This is a genomic window from Streptomyces sp. NPDC004752, assembly GCF_053601275.1.
Genome location: NZ_JBSGBN010000114.1, coordinates 1 through 15,588 on the forward strand (window position 1 = coordinate 1; position 15,588 = coordinate 15,588).

Consider the following 15,588-nt stretch of genomic DNA (forward strand, 5'->3'; position numbering starts at 1 on the left):
GGCTCGGCGGCCGGGGCCCGTGGCCGGAGCCCGTGGCCGCTTTGGTCAGACGAAGCGGCGGACGAACGTCAGGGCCGTCTCGGCGACTTCCTGCCAGCCGCTGTCGATGGTGAGTGCGTGCCCCCGGCCGGGAATCTCGGTGATCTCGGTGACGCCGGGGTTGCGCTGTTGCTGCCGGTAGGAGGCGTCGGCGATGGCCCAGGGGACGGTGTGGTCCTTCTCGCCCGAGATGATCAGTAGGGGGCCGCGGTCGGGGTTCTCGGTGTCGACCCTGGCCTCCGTCCAGGGGTTGAGGTTGGCGGTCGCGGCCTGGAAGATCGGGGCGCCGGGGGCCGGGACGGCGAACGTCTCGAACAATTCCTTGGCCTCCTCCTTACCGACCGCGTTGGCGAAGGCGTAGCGGAACTGCTCGAAGGTGAGCGGAACGGCGCGGTGCCGGTTGGCCGGGTTGCTCAGCACCGGCGCGGACGAGCGCAGCGCGGAGACGGGCAGCGGCAGCACCCCGCGGAAGGGAGCCGGATCGATCGCCACCGACGCGGCGGCGAGACCGCGCCCGGCGAGGATCTGGGTGAGCAGTCCGCCGAAGGAATGGCCGATGACGGCGGGTTTCTGGTCCAGTTGGCCGATCAGGTACTGGAGGTGGTCGGCGACCTGCCCGACGGTCTTGCCGGCGAACACCTCGGGATGGCTGTTGGCCTCCGCCACGGTCTCCGGATCGTCCGGCCAGGAGAGCGCCACGGGGGCATACCCCGCCTGTTCGAAGTACTGGACCCAGCGGTCCCAACTGCTGGGCAGCAGCCACAGCCCGTGGACGAAGACCACGGGCGTCCGGCCGGAGGCGTTGGCAGTCTGAATCTGCTGTTCATCATGTGCGGACATGGCCGCAGGTTAGGAACGGCGGGTCGTCGCACGCACCCGTCGGATGACTGATCCGTCGACGTACTGGCCGCTCGGGACCCCCCGGATGTGCGTCTGCAAGGCGTCGCGCAGGGCCGCGCGGGAGCGGACCCCCAGCTTGGGGAAGATGTTGTAGAGGTGGGTGCTGACCGTCCGCGGGGAGATGAACAGCCGGGCGCCGATCTCCTTGTTGCTCAGGCCCGTCGCCGCCAGTTCGGCGATCTGCAGTTCCTGGCGGGTCAGGATGCCTTCCCCGCCGTCGCGTTCCGCGTTCACCGACTGCGACAGGGCGTCGAGTTCCAGGCCCGCCGCGTCCGCCCAGGGGCGGGCGTCCAGCTCCTCGAAGGTGTGCCGCGCGGCGGACAGGTGGTCGCGGGCGGTGTCGGTGCCGTACGCGTGCGTGCGCAGCCAACGGCCGAAGGCGAGCCGGACCCGGGCCCGATCGAAGGGAGCGTGGACGTCGATGACCGCCAGTGCCCGCCGGAAGCCGTGCTCGGCGGCCTCCTCGGGACCGGCGAGCGCCTCCGCCGCATGCATCAGCAGCTTCAGCCGAGGGGAGAGTTCGCCCAGCCGGGCGCGTTGTGCCATGGCCAGGTGGGCGCGGGCCTGAGTGAGTCTGCCGGTGTGTACGGCCGCCTCCACCAGGTCGTACACCGACCAGATGGCGCGCGGATTGAGCCGGGGGATCGAGCCGGGCGGGCTGATCAGCGCGCAGTCGTGGTACGCCGTCTCGTAGTCCCGCTGCCCCAGGGCCAGCAGCACCCGGGCCTGCCGGGCAGACACCTGTAGCAGGCCCAGACGGCGTGGCTCGCTCCAGGCGAGGATGTCACGGGTCAGCGTGGTGACCGTGTCGGTGTCACCCCGGACCGCTGCCACCTGGGCGAGCTGGGAGGCCAGCCGGAACCCGGCGAGGCGGTGACCCAGCTGCTCCGCCAGCGCCAGACCCTCGCGGGCCAGTGCCTCGGCCTCGTCGAAACGGCCGGCGAAGAAGGCTTCGTGGCCGAGGAGGATGGTGCCGTACGACCACTGGACGAACGTTCCTCCCTCCCGTGACCGCCGGGCGATCCGCATCCAGTGCTCCCGGTATTCGGATGCCTCGTCGAAGTAGACGCTGAGCATGGACAGTTGGGTGATCGGCCGCGGTCCCGCATCGGGCGGGAGGGCGGCGAACGCCTGCCGGATCCGGTGGCGGATCTCCAGTGCCCGCTCCTGCGGGGCGTCGAAGGCCAGGCAGTAGAGCCGCACAGGGTCGGGGGCGTCCCGGCTGCGCTCCAGGACCTCGGGCCACAGGTCGGTCCGCTGGGCGTAGAACTCCACCAGGGTCAGCAGGAACTGCAGTTCGCCGATGACCTCGCGGTCCGACGAGCCTGCTCGTGGTGCGGCGCCGTCCGGCTCCGCACCGAGCAGTCCGTCGATCACGCCGATCAGCAGCCGATGGGCCGCTGCCGCCGCCCCGTCCTGCTCCAGGAGGGAGTACACCCTGGCCATGGCCGCCCGTGCCGTGTCCTCGGGTGACGCCCGGTCCCCATAACCGTCGTCGATCAGGGTCGCGGTGACGTCGAGGGCGCCGGACTGGGCGGCGGCGAACGCCGCGTGTGCCAGCCGCCGGTCACGGTCCTTTGGCTTCGGGCTGAGATCGGCGGCCCGGCTCAACGCGGTCAGCGCCGGCGTGGCGCCGCCGCGCCGCAGTGCGGCGTGACCCGCCTGCTCCAGGTCCTGCGCCAGGGGTTCCTCGGGGCCCAGAGAGGCGGCGATCAGATGCCCGATCCGCCGTTCCGGCTCCCGTTCCAGGGCTTGGGCCAGGGCGCGGTGGGCCGAACGCCGCTGATGGGGGCGGGAGGTACGGACGATCGCGGAGCGCACCAGCGGATGCCGGAAGACCAGGCGGCCCGCTCGTGCGTCCACGCGCACCAGACCCGCCTCCTCCGCCGGACCGAGCGCCGCGTCGGCCTCCTCCATTCCCGCCGGGTAGGCCGCCCAGATCGTGCGCAGTCCGCCCGTCCCTTCGAGGGCGGCGATCAGCAGCAGCTCCAGGGTGGCGGCAGGCAGCTCTCTAAGCCGGGGTGCGAACAGTGCCTCCAGACGGTCGTCCACGGGCAGGGACAGCGGGAGCGGTGCCTTTCCGGCGAACTGCTCCCGGGTCAACAGGGTCGGCAGCTCCAGCAGTGCCAAGGGGTTGCCGGCGGCCTCCTGAAGCAGCTGTTCGGACGCCTGCGGGGCGAGTCCCGGATGGGCCGTCCTCAGCAGTGCGGTGGCGGCCGGCCCGTCCAGCGCCTCCACTCTGCGGCGTACGAGCCCATGCCGGTCGAGGGCGTGCGCACCGCCTTCCCGGCTCGCCACCAGCAGATCGACCGGGAGACCGCGCAGGCGCCGGGCGACGAACGCGAGGACGTCACCGCTCGCCCGGTCGATCCACTGGACGTCGTCGATCACGACGAGGACCGGACCGTCGTCCGCCGTGCGCCGCAGGGCTTCGAGTACGGCGGCACCGGCCCCGAAACGCTCCGGTGCCGCCCCCGCCGCCGAGACGCCGAGTATCCCCTCCAGTGTGGCGCGCTGCCCCGGCGCCAGTCGGTCGAAGGCGTCGCGCATGCCGAAGAGCAGCTGGTGCAGGGCGGAGTGGTCCAGGGCGAGTTCGGACTCGACGCCGGCGAAGTGCAGGACGCGGAATCCGCAGGCCCGTGCGCCGTCGGCGGCGGCATCCAGCAACGCGGTCTTTCCCACGCCCGGTGGGCCTTCGAGCAGGACCGCCGAGCCGGTGCCCTCGCCCGTCAGACGCCGGCGCATGTCCGCGAAGAACTCCAGGTGCGGTGTCCGGCCCAGCAGACTTCCCGGGTCCTGTCCGGTGGTGTCGGCCGTGGCTGCGGGCAGCTGCGAATGCTCGGGAGGCAAAGTGGTGGCTCCTGATCGTGCTGAGCGGGATGAGATCGGACCGGACCTGCCGTCAGGTGACGTATGGCCCATCCGGCGCGACGGCCGGTGCAATGGTCCTGTCCCGGTGCCGGACACGGCCGGCCCAGGAGGGCGACGAAAGGCGGAAAGGTGCCGAAATGATCTCCAACCTCACGCGGATGCGGGCCGTCGACGACGCGTGGAACGAGCGGGACTGGGCGGCCTACGAGGCCCTTCTCGCCCCGGACCTGGTGGCCTACGCCGCCGGCGACGACGGTCCGCACGGCCGTGCCGAACATGTCGACCGGGCCCGGCGGTTCTGCGCGCAGTTTCCGGAGAACCACGTGGTCACGCAGCCGTATCTGGCCGCGTTCGGGCACGGTGACCAGACCTGCACCGTCGCTCGGCTGCGCGGGCGCATGACGCGACCGGTACGGCTGCCCGACGGAACCGACAGGGCGGCGACCGGCAGGAGCTTCGACGTCACGTTCACCACGGTGTGCCGCTGGCGGGCGGGAGCGATCCTCGAGCAGTACGAGTTCGTCGACCGGACGTCCCTCGGACGGGCGTTGGGCAGGGAACCCTGACTCGCTGACATCCACCGCACGTGATGATCCCTTCGCCGAGGAGGACGCGTGCCGTCACGGTAGGTCGCCGGTGCGGTCCCCCGAATCCTTGAGATCCGTAGTCAGTCCGCTCGGGTCACCGTCCTCACCGTCCTCGGCGGTCGCCGCCAGGGCCTCCCGCAACTGCCCGCGGGCCGTCACGCCGAGCTTCCGGAAGGTCTTGCGCAGGTGGTACTCCACGGTGCTGGGGCTGATGAACAGCTGTGCCGCGATGTCCCGGTTCCGCACGCCGGTGGCGGCCAGCCGGGCGATCCGAGCCTCCTGCGGGGTGAGATGGACGGCGGCGGCGTCCACCGGGCGGAACCGCGGCCGTTCGCCGGTGGCGGCCAGTTCGATCCGGGCGCGGCGCGCGTAGAACTCGGCGCCCATGGCCACGAACAGGCCATGGGCGGTGCGCAGACTGTCCCGCGCCGCACGCCGTCGGCGGCGTCGGCGCAGCCACTCCCCGTACAACAGATGCGCACGGGCGGCCTGCGGCCGGGTCCCGGACGCCTCCAGGCGCTCGATCGCCTCCAGGTAGAGCTTCTCGGCCTCGTCGCCGTCCGCGACCAGGGCGCGCGACCGGGCCAGCAGGCCCAGGGCGGTGGGGGTGCCGCTCGCGGTCGCGACGGTGTGCAGCCGCCGGAGTGCGTCGCACGCCGTCGCGGTGTCCCCCGACCGCTGGGCCGCCTCGACCAGTTCCGGAAGGACGTTGGCACTGGTGGGCCCGGGGGTGTCGGCGGCAAAGACGCGCCGGCCGTGGGTGACGGCTGCGGGGTAGTTGCCGAGCCCCACCTCCAGTTGGCACAGGGCGAGGTGGGGGACGAGGGCGCCGTAGTGCTCCCGGCCCGAGGCGGTCGCCTCCCGGATGTGCGCCTCGGCCGCCTCCCGCGCCGCCTCCTGCGGCCCGGTCATGCAGTACAGCAGCTCTATGCCGCTTCCCGTACGGCCCTGTTGACGGGTCGTCAGGTCGGACAGGTCGGTCGCGGCCCGGCCGAACTCCCGTGCCGCCGTGTAGTTGCCGCGCCACAGCTCGGGTATGGCCCGCAGCAGCAGGGCCAGGGACAGGGCACCGTGGGCGCCCTGTGTCCGGGCGAGCTCGACCCAGCGCGCGGTCAGCGCGGACAGGCCGTCGAGGTCCCACATCTCACCGGCGAGCATGCTGCCCAGGTTGAAACCGCGCAGGTCCTCGCTGACGAGCAGGCTCGAAGTGGCGCGGCGGTACAACGGATAAGCGGCCTCGGGTCCCTCCAGCAACCGAGTGGTCAGCGCCGCGGTGATCAGGTCGGGCGGGGACGAGGTGTCCCACTCGACGGGGCTCAGCGCCCGCACCGCCCGCGCGACGGTCAGCATGTCGGCCTTACCCGTCCAGGTCGCCACTTCCAGGGCCTGGAACAGCGTGTCCCGGGCCTGTCGTCCGTCGTGCGGAAGGAGCAGTTCCGACGCCTCCAGGAGCAGCGGAAGCGTCTCCCGCACCTGTCCCTGGGCGAAGCGGATCGCGGCCAGGAGGCGGAGTCGGTCCGCCCGTCCGGGCCCGGCCGGCAGGAGTGGACCGGTCTGCCGGAGTGGACCGGTCTGCCGGAGCATGGCCTCGGCCGCGCCCGGGTTGCCGGTCTCCAGGGTCGCCCGCGCGGCCGCCAGCAGCCTGTCGGGCCGGCGGGACTCGTCCGTGGTCAGCTCCACGGCACGGCCCAGCAACCGGGCGGTGGCGGCATAGCCACCGCGGGCGATGGCCCGCCGGGCCGACCGTTCGAGGTCGGTGGCGATGCCCTCGTCGGGGTGTACGGCGGCCAGCGCCCGGTGCCACACCCGGCGGTCCGGGTCGCTGTCCTCGTCCGCCAATGCCTCGTGGACCAGACGGCGCTCCTCGGCCGAGGCACCGTGGTACACCGCCGAGCGCAGCAACGGATGCCGGAATTCGACGCCGTGGCCCAGGACCAGGAATCCCTGCTGCTCGGCCACGACGGCTGCCGCGCGTCCCACGCCGAGCCTGTTCGCGGCCCGCCACACCAGGTGGGCGTTCCTGGAGGTTTCCGCCGCGGCCACGAGCAGCAAGGTCCGGGTGGCGGGCGGAACCCTGGTGACCTGTTGCCGGAAGACCTCTTCGAGACGGCGCCCCACCGGCAGCGGGTCCGGCAGCGCGGCTGCCCCCGACAACTGCTCGTTCGTCAGCTCCTTGGTCAGCTCAAGCAGGGCCAGCGGATTGCCGCGGGTGCCGGACACCAGGTGCTCGGCGACCCGGTCGTCGATGTGTGCCCCGCTGAGCAGGCTTCTGGCCAGGTCCGCGGGAAGCCCTTCCAGGCACAGCTCGGGCAGGTCGGTGAAGACGGGGCCGCAGAGGTCCGGGTCGCGGATGCCGAGCAGCAGGGCGATGCGGTCGGCGGCGATGCGCCGGGCGACGAAGGCGAGGGTGTCCGCGGACTCACGGTCCAGCCACTGCGCGTCGTCCACGACACACACGACGGTCCGCTCGGTGGCCGCCTCCGCCAGCAGGGTCACAGCGGCGAGGCCCACCAGAAAACGCTGCGGTCGCGGACCGGACTCCAGGCCGAACGCGGTGCCGAGCGCCCGGCGTTGCGGCTCGGGCAGGGCGGGCAGGCCGTCCATGAACGGCGACAGCAGCAAGTGGAGGCCCGCGTACTGCAGGTCCGACTCGGACTCGATCGCGGCGACGGCGCTCACCGTGGCGGAGGCCGCCGCGGCCACCGCGCTGTGCAGCAGGGAGGTCTTGCCGACGCCGGCCTCACCCCGGACCGCCAGGACGCCGCCCCTGCCACCGGCTGCGCGCGCGATGACGCTCCTGATGTCGGCCAGCTCCGCGGCGCGACCGAGAAATCCGGAAGGGCTGTCGGGCAGCTCATGGGACATGGCGCGGTCATGGGACATAGTGCGGTCATGGGACATGGTGCGGTCATGGGACATAGTGCGGAACAACTCCTTCCGCCCGCCCGGACACAGGCGAGGGACGGCTCCCGCTCAGCGCCCGCCATTCGTTCGGCGAGCTGCCGTACGCCTCCCGGAAAAGACGGCCGAAGTGACTGGCGTCGGTGAAGCCGCGCCCGCGTGCGATGGCGGCGACGGTCAGCCGGCGCTTGTGCGGGTTGGCCAGGTCGTCGCGGCACTTCTCCAGGCGGCAGGCCCTGGTCCAGCCGCCGAGTTCGATGCCGGAGCGGGCCAGGACGGCGTAGAGATGGCGGACGGAGATGCCGAACTCCCCGGCGATCCGGGCCGCGTTCAGGTCGTGGTCGGCGAGATGACGCCGGACGTACGCCATGACCCGGACCACCAGCGTGTCCTCCAGCGGACCGCGTGCCAGGTCGGCGTCGCCCAGCTGGGCGGCGATCACCGCGCGGACCAGCTCGACGGTCGGCCGGTCCACCGCGTCCGCGCCGGGACTGCCGCGCAGTGCCCGCGGACCGGCCAGCCCTGCCAGGTGGGCCGCCGCCAGCGCGGCGACGGGATTGTCCGGCCCGAGGCGGGTCGCGGTGATGCGCTCGATCGCCCTGTCCGGCAGGGCGAGTTGGGCACGCGGGATGCAGACGTAGTGGTGGTGTGTGCCGTCCGCGTTGACGGCCGTGAAGGGACGCGTGCTGTCCACCGCGAGCAGTTCTCCGGGGCGGATGACCGCCTGGCGGTCGTTCTGGACGACGGTGGCGGTGCCCGACCGTTGCAGGGCCAGGATCAGCCTGGGTTCGGAGCCGTCCGCGGCCTGGCGTGGGGTGCGCCGGATCGTCATGGGAGTGGTGCGGGCGGAGAACAGGGTGAGGTGACCGGTGCGGCGGATCCTGCCCTGTGCGGCGATCGCGTCCGCGGTGGTGTGATGGTCGACGTCGACCCAGAGGACCGAGGGCCCGACGGTGGCACGGATCGTCTCGGCCCGGTCCGTGGGGGCCACGCCCCGAACGTCGAAGGTGACGGCCGTCATGATCGGTCTTTCTCCGGGCTGGTTCGGCGGGAATGGTTCGGCGGGGCTGATTCGGCAGGACTGGTTCGGCAGGACTGGTGTCGACGATAAGAGCTGCCCGGGGCGCGGGAGCCGTCGTTCTGTGCACGGTTGTCTGTGGACCGTGCATATCCCGCACCCGCCCATCACACCCTCCCGATCCGCCGGGTCCGCCCGAATCCGCCGGGTCCGCCCGGTTCACCGGGTCCACCGGGTGCACCGGGGCCGCGCGGTCAGGGGCGAGGTCGGGGTCGGTTACGCTCACAGGTGCGTATGAAGACGCTATGGAGCACCTCGCCGTATGCCGTCGACGATCGGGCCGAGGCGATACGGCAGACGATCAGGGACCGCGTCGTGCCGGTCCACCTCGGACTGCCCAGCCGGTCGGAGGACGTGTACTGCGAGGTGTCGATCACCGGCATCGGACGTATCCAGCTCACCACCGTCCGCGCCAACCCCGCGACCGTCGAGCGGTCCGCGCGGCTGGCCGCGGCCGACTGGGAACCCTGTCTCTTCCTCGGCCTCCAGCACGCCGGGACCAGCAGCGTCGTCCAGGACGGACGGGCGGCCACCCTCCAACCGGGCACCCTCGGGTTCTACGACACCCGACGCCCGTACACCCTGCTCTTCTCGGGCGGCGTGGACACGCACTTCTTCCGGATACCGGTGGCCGAACTGGGTCTGCCGGACGCTGTCCTGAGTGACATCACCGCACGCGTGCTCGGCGTCGGGGAGTCGGTCGCCGCGCTCGGCGCGTCGTATCTCTCCCGCCTGGCGGTCAGCCCCTCGCTGCACAGCGGCCCGGTTGCGGGGCACCTGGCCGCGACCACCCTGGAGATGGTCCGCGCGGTGATCGCCGACGCCTGCGACGCGGGCGTGGCGGGCCGCACGGCACGCGAGGAGACCCTGGGCACGCGCATCCTGGAGTACCTGCGGCGCCATCTGACCGACCCCGGCCTCACCCCGAGTTCGGTGGCCCAGGCCCACCACATCTCCCTGCGTCACCTCTACGCCGTACTCGCCCGGGAAGGCGTCAGCCCCGGCGAGTGGATCCGCCGGGAGCGGCTCGAAGGGGCCCGGCGGGATCTGGCCCGCCCCGAGGCCCGCCGCGACACCATCGCGGCCGTGGCCCGCCGCTGGGGCTTCACCGACGCCTCGCGATTCGGCCGGTCGTTCAAGGAGACGTACGGGATGACGCCGCGCGAGTACCGGGACGGACCGCAGGCCGGGTGAGCCGTCGCCACGCCCACACCCCACGCCCTCACCCCGCGCCCTCACCGACGTCCACACCCCATGCGCTCACCGACGTCCACACCCCATGCGCTCACCGACGTCCACGCCCACGCGCTCGCCGACGCCCTCGGTCATCGAACGGTGGGCGACGAGGTCGTCGTACCGGACCCGGCCGCTGAACTACGCAACGGACATCGTCATTTGACGCATCCGGGCGGCGGGTGCCGGCCCCCACGATGGGGCCGTTCCCCGCCGACACCGGAAGGTATTCATGGCGCAGATCAGCCAGTACGACCAGGCGGAAGCCCTGGTCGACGGAGCCCACGAAGTCTTCGGCTTCCATCCCGGATACCGGGCCCTGCACGCCGACGGCAGGATCTACCGCGGCAGCTTCCGCGCCCTGCCGATCGCTCGCCGGTACACCCGCGCCGCCCATCTTCAGGGTGACCTGATTCCGGCCTCGGTGCGTTTCTCCAAGGGCGGCGGCAGGCCGGACGCGCCCTTCGGCGCCACCGTCGGCATGGCCACCCGCTTCTATCTGGCCAACGGCCGCACCACCAACCTGGTCATGCTCAGCCAACTCCTGTTCCCGGCGCGGCGGGTGGAGGACCTCCTCCAGGCCATCGCGCTCGGCGCACCCCCGGAGCCCGGCGGACCGCTCAACAAGGCGGCACTGCTGCCGTTCCTGAAGGAGCACCCCGAGGTCGCGAACGTCCTGCGGATGCGCGCCGCCTCGCTGGCCCCGACCAGCTTCGCGCACAGCGAGTTCCACGCCGTCCACGTCTTCCGCTATCTCGACGCCGACGACGTCGTCACGAACGTGCGCTGCCACTGGATCCCGCAGGCCGGCGTCGAGGGCCGCCCGGTCGAGGAGTTGGCGGCGATGTCGCGCGAGGTGCTCCTGGACGAGTTCGACGAACGGCTGACGAGCGGCCCGGTCGGCTTCGACCTCGTCCTGGAGATCGGCCAGGACGGCGACCCGCTCGACGACCCGACCGCCCTGTGGCCCGACGACCGCGAGCGGGTCACCATCGGCACGCTCCGGATCACGGCCCCCGCGACGCCCGAAGAACTGGGCGACCCCGTGATGAACCACGACCCGACCAAGGTCACCGACGGCATCGAGCTCAACGACGACCCGATCCTCCAGGCCCGCCGCGGCGTCTACGAGGTCTCCGCGGCCTACCGGACCGGCGGCTGGCACACCTGCCCGTTCGCCAAGCACTACGAGTGACACACCCATGAGGAGAACCGCCATGACGGACACCGCTGCCACCGACGAGCGTTACGCCCACGCCCAGGAGATCCGCGACCAGCCCGACGGACCGGGCCGGCGCATCGGCAAGAAGGGCGAACTCACCATCATCACGCCGCTGACCCCGAACGGAGGGAAGATCTTCCGCGAGCGGCTGGCGAGCATCCAGGCCCAGGCCGGCTACTGGGAGACGAAGGTCGGCACGGTGGAGAGCTTCCGTGTGCTGCTCTTCGACAACGACACCAAGATGCTCATCACGCTCGTCTACGACGGCGACTTCAAGCCCTACCTCGCCGATATCGCCCGGGCCCAGCCCTGGCTCGACGAGATCTTCGGGGACATCGTCGACGGCTACCACGGCTACGACGACCCGGGCACCCCGGACCTGGTGATCTCCCGCTCCCTCTCGGCGGACCTCTACTTCCATGCCACGGCCGACAACAGCGTCCACGACGTGAAGCGTATGCAGCGTCTCGGCAACGCGCTCTCCGAGGTTCTCGATGCGGCCGGCTGACACCGGCGGTGCCCTGGATCTGGACCAGATCCAGGGCACCATCCTCCGCGAGCGCCCCCTGCCCTATGTCGGCGCCTACCTGCTGTACGAGGTCGGCGACGCCGACCAGGGCCGCGCCATGCTGCGCCGTCTGCTGCCCCACGTGACCTCGGCCGCCGACTGGGAACACCCGGGAAAGGACGCCTGGCTCAACGTCGTCCTCACCCACCAGGGCCTGGCCCGCATCGGCCTGCCCCAGGACGTCCTCGACGGCTTCCCACGCGAGTTCCGCGAACCGATGCGCACCCGCAAGGAGTACCTGGGCGACATCGGCGAGAGTGACCCGGCCCACTGGGACCTGCCCGAGAACGGCTCCTTCGACATCGGTGTGCTCCTGATGGCCCCGGACGAGGAGGCGTTCACCGAGAAACTGACGATCGGCCACGGCGCCCAACAGGACCTGCCCTCCGTGCAGCGGGTGAGCCGGTTGGACATCCGTACACCGGACAACCTGCGCGAGCACTTCGGCTACGCCGACGGCCTCAGCCGCCCCTACATCGAGGGCCAGAGCGGCACCCCGAAGCGCGGTCAGACTCTCACGAGACCAGGGGAGTTCGTCCTCGGCTACGTCAACGAACTGGGCCGGATCGCGACCGGCCCCGGCCCCGAGGCGCTGTGGCGCAACGGCACCTACCTCTCGATCCGCAAACTGCACCAGAAGGTCGCGGAGTTCCGCCGCTTCCTCAAGTCGCGGACGGACGACGAGTACGGCCAGGAGTTGCTCGCCGCGAAGATGGCAGGCCGCTGGCGCAGCGGCTGCCCGCTGGCTCTCTCGCCGGACAAGGACGTGCCCGTCGATCCCGAGCGGCTCAACGACTTCGCGTACCACGACGACGACCCACGCGGACTGAAGACCCCGATCGCCTCCCACATCCGGCGGGTCAACCCGCGCGACGCGCTCAAGGACACCATCGTCGACGTCCGCCTGCACCAGCTCCTGCGCCGCGGCGCCGCCTACGGACCGATGCTCCCCGAGGGCGTCCTCGACGACGACGGCGTCGACCGGGGCGTCGTCCTGGCCTTCGCGAACGCTGACCCGGGCCGTCAGTTCGAGTTCGTCCAGTCGCAGTGGGTCAACGACGGGGACTTCATCTCGGCCGGCACGAACCAGGACCCGCTCGCCGGAAACCACGCCGCCGACGGCGACTTCGCCTATGCGGCCAGGCCGGTGCGCCGCCGGCTGCGCGGGTTGCCCTCGTTCGTCGTGACCAAGGGCGGCGAACACGTCTTCCTGCCCGGCATCAGCGGCCTGGAACACCTGGCCGAGGGCCGCTGGTGAGCAGCGCCGTCCCTCGGCCCCGCCCCCGAACCCGGACATCATCCCGAACCCGGACATCATGAGGAGAAGTAGTCGTGTGGTCGTCCCCCTACGCCTGGCGAGGCGTCGCGGCCGTCGTTCTCGGCCTGATCGCGGTCATCTGGCCGGGCATCACCGTCGGCGCCCTCGTCGTCCTGTTCGCCGTGAACTGCTTGATGAGCGCCGGGAACGACGCCGCCATCGCGTTCCGCGGTGACCGCGCCGGGCCCGTCGTCGGTCATCTCCTGCTGGCGTTCATCGCCCTCGCCGCCGGGGCGACCGCTCTGGTGTGGCCCGGCATCACCGCCCTGGTGCTCGCCGTGTGGATCGCGAGCTGGGCGATCGTCGTCGGCCTGTTCGAGATCGGCTTCTCCTTCCGGCGCGGCGCGCTCGCCGGGAACCGGGCGATGTGGCTCCTGAACGGACTGGCCACGCTGGCCTTCGGCGTCGTCCTCGCCATCCGCCCCGACGTCGGAGTCCTCACCCTCGCCGCCCTCTTCGTCTTCTGGGCGATCGTCCACGGAGTCTCCACCCTCGCCATCGCCGCACACGGCAGGCCCCGTACGCGGCCCAAGGACAACGGCCCACTCGTCGTCTGAGCCGCCTGCGCAGTCGGTCGCATCCACCATGCGGGCGGGACCTCGCCGAAAGGTCCCGCCGCCGTCTTCAATGAGTCGTACGGCAACGGCTCATGCGGCGATTCGGCATACAGCAGTGGGACGTGCGGCGATGGGTCATACCGCGGTGGGCCGTGCGACCGGGCTCAGAAGCGGTCCGGGGCACGCTCCGGGAGCGGAGACCCGGGGAGCACGTCCCGCTTCTGGTTCTTCCGCGCCTCCGCGTTCGAGTCGGCCGTCGCCTCGCAGGTCACGTCCTTCGCCGGGCGCTTGCCGGTCAGCAGGTAGTCGGTGACCGTGCCGTCCGTGCACGCGTTGCCGTTCGGATAGACGCCATGGCCCTCGCCGCCGAGGACGGTGACCATTTTCGAGCCCTTCAGGTCGGCGTGCAGGGCCTGACCGCTGGGCAGCGGAGTCTGCGAGTCCCACTCGTTCTGGACGACCAGGGAGCCGACCTTGTTGTTCACCCTGGTCGCCGGTTCCACTGACTTGTCCCAGAACGCACAGGGCTTGATGCTCGACGCGAAGTCACCGTAGAGCGGGTATCGGCCCTTGTCCTCGATGGCGTCCTGCCGGTAGCTCTCAGGATCGCGGGACCACGCCGCCGAGTTGTCGCCGCACACCACGGCCAGGAAGCTCGCCGTCATGTTGTCGGACGGCACCTCGGCGGAATCGGCGGCGGCGCCCGCGGTCCCGGTCCCCTCGGGTCCGTCGAACTCCGCGAGCTTCTTCGCGGAGGCGGGCCCCAGCGGCGTGACGTGAGGCGGGCCGCGCGGTTTGGTGATGCTGTGACGCATTACCGTGCCAGTGCGCCGCACGCAGCGCTCGCCGAGACGTCACCAGGCCCGGCTCCGTTCCCCATCGGCCGGCCTCGTCCACCGGGAGCCAACTGACTCCTGTCCCGGGACAACACGAGCCTCGTCGGAGTAAGTTCGGCTCCCCGGAGGTGAAGGCGGGCGATGTCCGTAGCGACCAACCTGGCGAGCTGAGCGCGCTCGGCTCTGACCAACCCGGATGAGAGGAACCTACATGGATGATGACGCTCTCCTGGCAGAGCAGATGGCCTACTACAGGGCCGGCGCGGCCGAATACGACCGGCCCTACGCAGAGCATGAAGACCTGAAGGAGCTGCTGGCTGTCGTCGATGACCTCCCGATTGCCGGGGATGTGCTGGAGTTGGCCTGCGGAACGGGCCAGTGGACGCCGCGGCTTGCCGAGCGGGCACGTTCGGTGACGGCTGTCGACGCGGCAGCCGAAGTGTTGACCCTCGCTCGTGCGCGCACCACATCCCCCACCGTCCGGTTCATTCAGGCCGACCTGTTCGAGTGGCAGCCGCCACGCCGCTACGACACCGTGTTCTTCGCCTTCTGGCTCTCCCATGTCCCACCGACGCGGTTGCCCGACTTCTGGAACAGAGTCGCCGCCGCGCTCGCGCCAGTCGGCAAAGCGATCTTCATCGACGACGGTCCCGCCGCAGCCGCATACGAGGAAGTCCTCGCGAACCAGTCGGCCCCGGCGGCGCTGCGCCGACTCGATGACGGTAGCCAGTACCGCATTGTGAAGGTATTCCACAATGCCGAGACCCTCACGAACGACCTCACGGCTCTGGGCTGGTCGGTCCGCATCCGGACCAAGGCCGGGAACTTCATCGGCATCGCAGAACCACCGACCACCCCTGGCCAAGAGGCCCCACCCACGGGTGGCGGGGAGAACCCCCTGCCACCTCCGGCGCCACCCGGCCGAAGCCAAGATTCTTAGTTCAGAGAAGCTAGCGGGAGTACCGGCAGGTCAGGGGCTGCTCCGTTGGTTTTTCGGCGAGTACTACTGGGACCTCCCGTTGTGTGACTTCGTCCAGCACGTTGGCCGCCGACTGCGCGAGCAACTCAACAGGATCAGGTGGGCCGCCCCGGTCAGGTGGAGGGGCCCTTGCCCTCCTCGGTAATGCTCTTCAGCCGGGTGACGGCGGACACGGCGGTGGGCCAGCCTGCGTAGAAGGCCAGGTGGGTCAAAGCCTCGGTGAGCTCTTCCTCGGACAGGCCGTTGTCGAGAGCCAGCTTGAGGTGGAAGCCGAGTTGCTCGGTCCGGTAGAGCGCGGCGAGTGCGGTGACGGTGACCAGGCTACGGTCGCGTGGGGACAGCTCGGCGCGCTCCCAGACATCGCCGAAAAGGACCTCATCGGTCAGCTCGACCAGCTTGGGGGCTACAGAGGCCAGAGCCTGTAGTGCGCCCTTCTGGGCCACGGTGTGACTCCTTGTAGTGGTGGGGTTGAGGCGGTTTACGGGGTGGCCACAGGTAG

The 15,588-nt window shown here is 71.1% G+C and carries 12 protein-coding genes and 1 pseudogene; 7 read left to right on the top strand and 6 right to left on the bottom strand.

The genetic code is table 11. The annotated features are described in order from the left end of the window. Window positions 1-45: 45 nt before the first annotated feature. Complete coding sequence (locus ACWEKM_RS34750) at window positions 46-879, bottom strand: alpha/beta hydrolase (RefSeq protein ID WP_451625259.1); 834 nt, start codon at window positions 877-879, stop codon at window positions 46-48. A gap of 9 nt (window positions 880-888) precedes the next feature. Beyond that, window positions 889-3,789, bottom strand: a complete 2,901-nt coding sequence (locus ACWEKM_RS34755) for a LuxR C-terminal-related transcriptional regulator (RefSeq protein WP_451625260.1) — start codon at window positions 3,787-3,789, stop codon at window positions 889-891. Window positions 3,790-3,947: 158 nt separating this feature from the next. Here ACWEKM_RS34755 and ACWEKM_RS34760 point away from each other — a divergent pair, with 158 nt between their 5' ends. Then, window positions 3,948-4,376 carry an ester cyclase gene (locus ACWEKM_RS34760; RefSeq protein WP_451625261.1) on the top strand — a complete coding sequence of 143 codons (429 nt, stop codon included), beginning with the start codon at window positions 3,948-3,950 and terminating at the stop codon, window positions 4,374-4,376. Window positions 4,377-4,430: 54 nt separating this feature from the next. Here ACWEKM_RS34760 and ACWEKM_RS34765 read toward each other — a convergent pair whose 3' ends face one another. Then, window positions 4,431-7,316, bottom strand: a complete 2,886-nt coding sequence (locus tag ACWEKM_RS34765; RefSeq protein ID WP_451625262.1) for an ATP-binding protein — start codon at window positions 7,314-7,316, stop codon at window positions 4,431-4,433. Then, window positions 7,306-8,319 (bottom strand): helix-turn-helix domain-containing protein, encoded by a 1,014-nt coding sequence (locus tag ACWEKM_RS34770; protein ID WP_451625263.1) that lies wholly within the window; start codon window positions 8,317-8,319, stop codon window positions 7,306-7,308. Before ACWEKM_RS34770 ends, ACWEKM_RS34765 begins: the two co-directional genes overlap by 11 nt. Before the next feature lie 291 nt (window positions 8,320-8,610). On the opposite strand from ACWEKM_RS34770, the gene ACWEKM_RS34775 reads away from it, so the two are divergent. From ACWEKM_RS34775 to ACWEKM_RS34795, 5 genes are all read left to right on the top strand, one after another. Continuing rightward, a complete protein-coding gene (locus ACWEKM_RS34775) occupies window positions 8,611-9,570 on the top strand; it encodes a helix-turn-helix domain-containing protein (RefSeq protein ID WP_451625264.1) in 960 nt (319 codons plus the stop codon). Window positions 9,571-9,841: 271 nt separating this feature from the next. Then, window positions 9,842-10,804, top strand: a complete 963-nt coding sequence (locus ACWEKM_RS34780; RefSeq protein ID WP_451625265.1) for a catalase — start codon at window positions 9,842-9,844, stop codon at window positions 10,802-10,804. A gap of 22 nt (window positions 10,805-10,826) precedes the next feature. Continuing rightward, complete coding sequence (locus tag ACWEKM_RS34785; protein WP_451625266.1) at window positions 10,827-11,339, top strand: hypothetical protein; 513 nt, start codon at window positions 10,827-10,829, stop codon at window positions 11,337-11,339. Then, on the top strand, window positions 11,326-12,657 hold the full coding sequence (locus ACWEKM_RS34790; protein WP_451625267.1) for a Dyp-type peroxidase: 1,332 nt from the start codon (window positions 11,326-11,328) through the stop codon (window positions 12,655-12,657). Before ACWEKM_RS34785 ends, ACWEKM_RS34790 begins: the two co-directional genes overlap by 14 nt. A 74-nt stretch (window positions 12,658-12,731) precedes the next feature. Next, the gene (locus ACWEKM_RS34795) at window positions 12,732-13,274 is read left to right on the top strand and encodes an HdeD family acid-resistance protein (protein ID WP_451625268.1); all 543 of its coding nucleotides are present in this window, start codon (window positions 12,732-12,734) and stop codon (window positions 13,272-13,274) included. Between the two features lie 164 nt (window positions 13,275-13,438). Here the strand turns inward: ACWEKM_RS34795 and ACWEKM_RS34800 are convergent. Beyond that, a pseudogene (locus tag ACWEKM_RS34800) lies at window positions 13,439-14,035 on the bottom strand (alpha/beta hydrolase); the annotation flags it as partial. Between the two features lie 286 nt (window positions 14,036-14,321). Here ACWEKM_RS34800 and ACWEKM_RS34805 point away from each other — a divergent pair. Next, window positions 14,322-15,050: a class I SAM-dependent methyltransferase gene (locus ACWEKM_RS34805; RefSeq protein WP_451625269.1), complete on the top strand. Its 729-nt coding sequence runs from the start codon at window positions 14,322-14,324 to the stop codon at window positions 15,048-15,050. Window positions 15,051-15,202: 152 nt separating this feature from the next. On the opposite strand, the gene ACWEKM_RS34810 is transcribed toward ACWEKM_RS34805, so the two are convergent. Next, the gene (locus ACWEKM_RS34810) at window positions 15,203-15,532 is read right to left on the bottom strand and encodes a carboxymuconolactone decarboxylase family protein (RefSeq protein WP_451625270.1); all 330 of its coding nucleotides are present in this window, start codon (window positions 15,530-15,532) and stop codon (window positions 15,203-15,205) included. Between the last annotated feature and the right edge of the window lie 56 nt (window positions 15,533-15,588).

Coding starts and splice junctions, on each gene's coding strand:
- ACWEKM_RS34750 (WP_451625259.1), bottom strand. CDS start 879: ATGTCCGCACATGATGAACAGCAGATTCAGACTGCCAACGCCTCCGGC.
- ACWEKM_RS34760 (WP_451625261.1), top strand. CDS start 3,948: ATGATCTCCAACCTCACGCGGATGCGGGCCGTCGACGACGCGTGGAAC.
- ACWEKM_RS34765 (WP_451625262.1), bottom strand. CDS start 7,316: ATGTCCCATGACCGCACCATGTCCCATGACCGCACTATGTCCCATGAC.
- ACWEKM_RS34770 (WP_451625263.1), bottom strand. CDS start 8,319: ATGACGGCCGTCACCTTCGACGTTCGGGGCGTGGCCCCCACGGACCGG.
- ACWEKM_RS34775 (WP_451625264.1), top strand. CDS start 8,611: ATGAAGACGCTATGGAGCACCTCGCCGTATGCCGTCGACGATCGGGCC.
- ACWEKM_RS34780 (WP_451625265.1), top strand. CDS start 9,842: ATGGCGCAGATCAGCCAGTACGACCAGGCGGAAGCCCTGGTCGACGGA.
- ACWEKM_RS34785 (WP_451625266.1), top strand. CDS start 10,827: ATGACGGACACCGCTGCCACCGACGAGCGTTACGCCCACGCCCAGGAG.
- ACWEKM_RS34790 (WP_451625267.1), top strand. CDS start 11,326: ATGCGGCCGGCTGACACCGGCGGTGCCCTGGATCTGGACCAGATCCAG.
- ACWEKM_RS34805 (WP_451625269.1), top strand. CDS start 14,322: ATGGATGATGACGCTCTCCTGGCAGAGCAGATGGCCTACTACAGGGCC.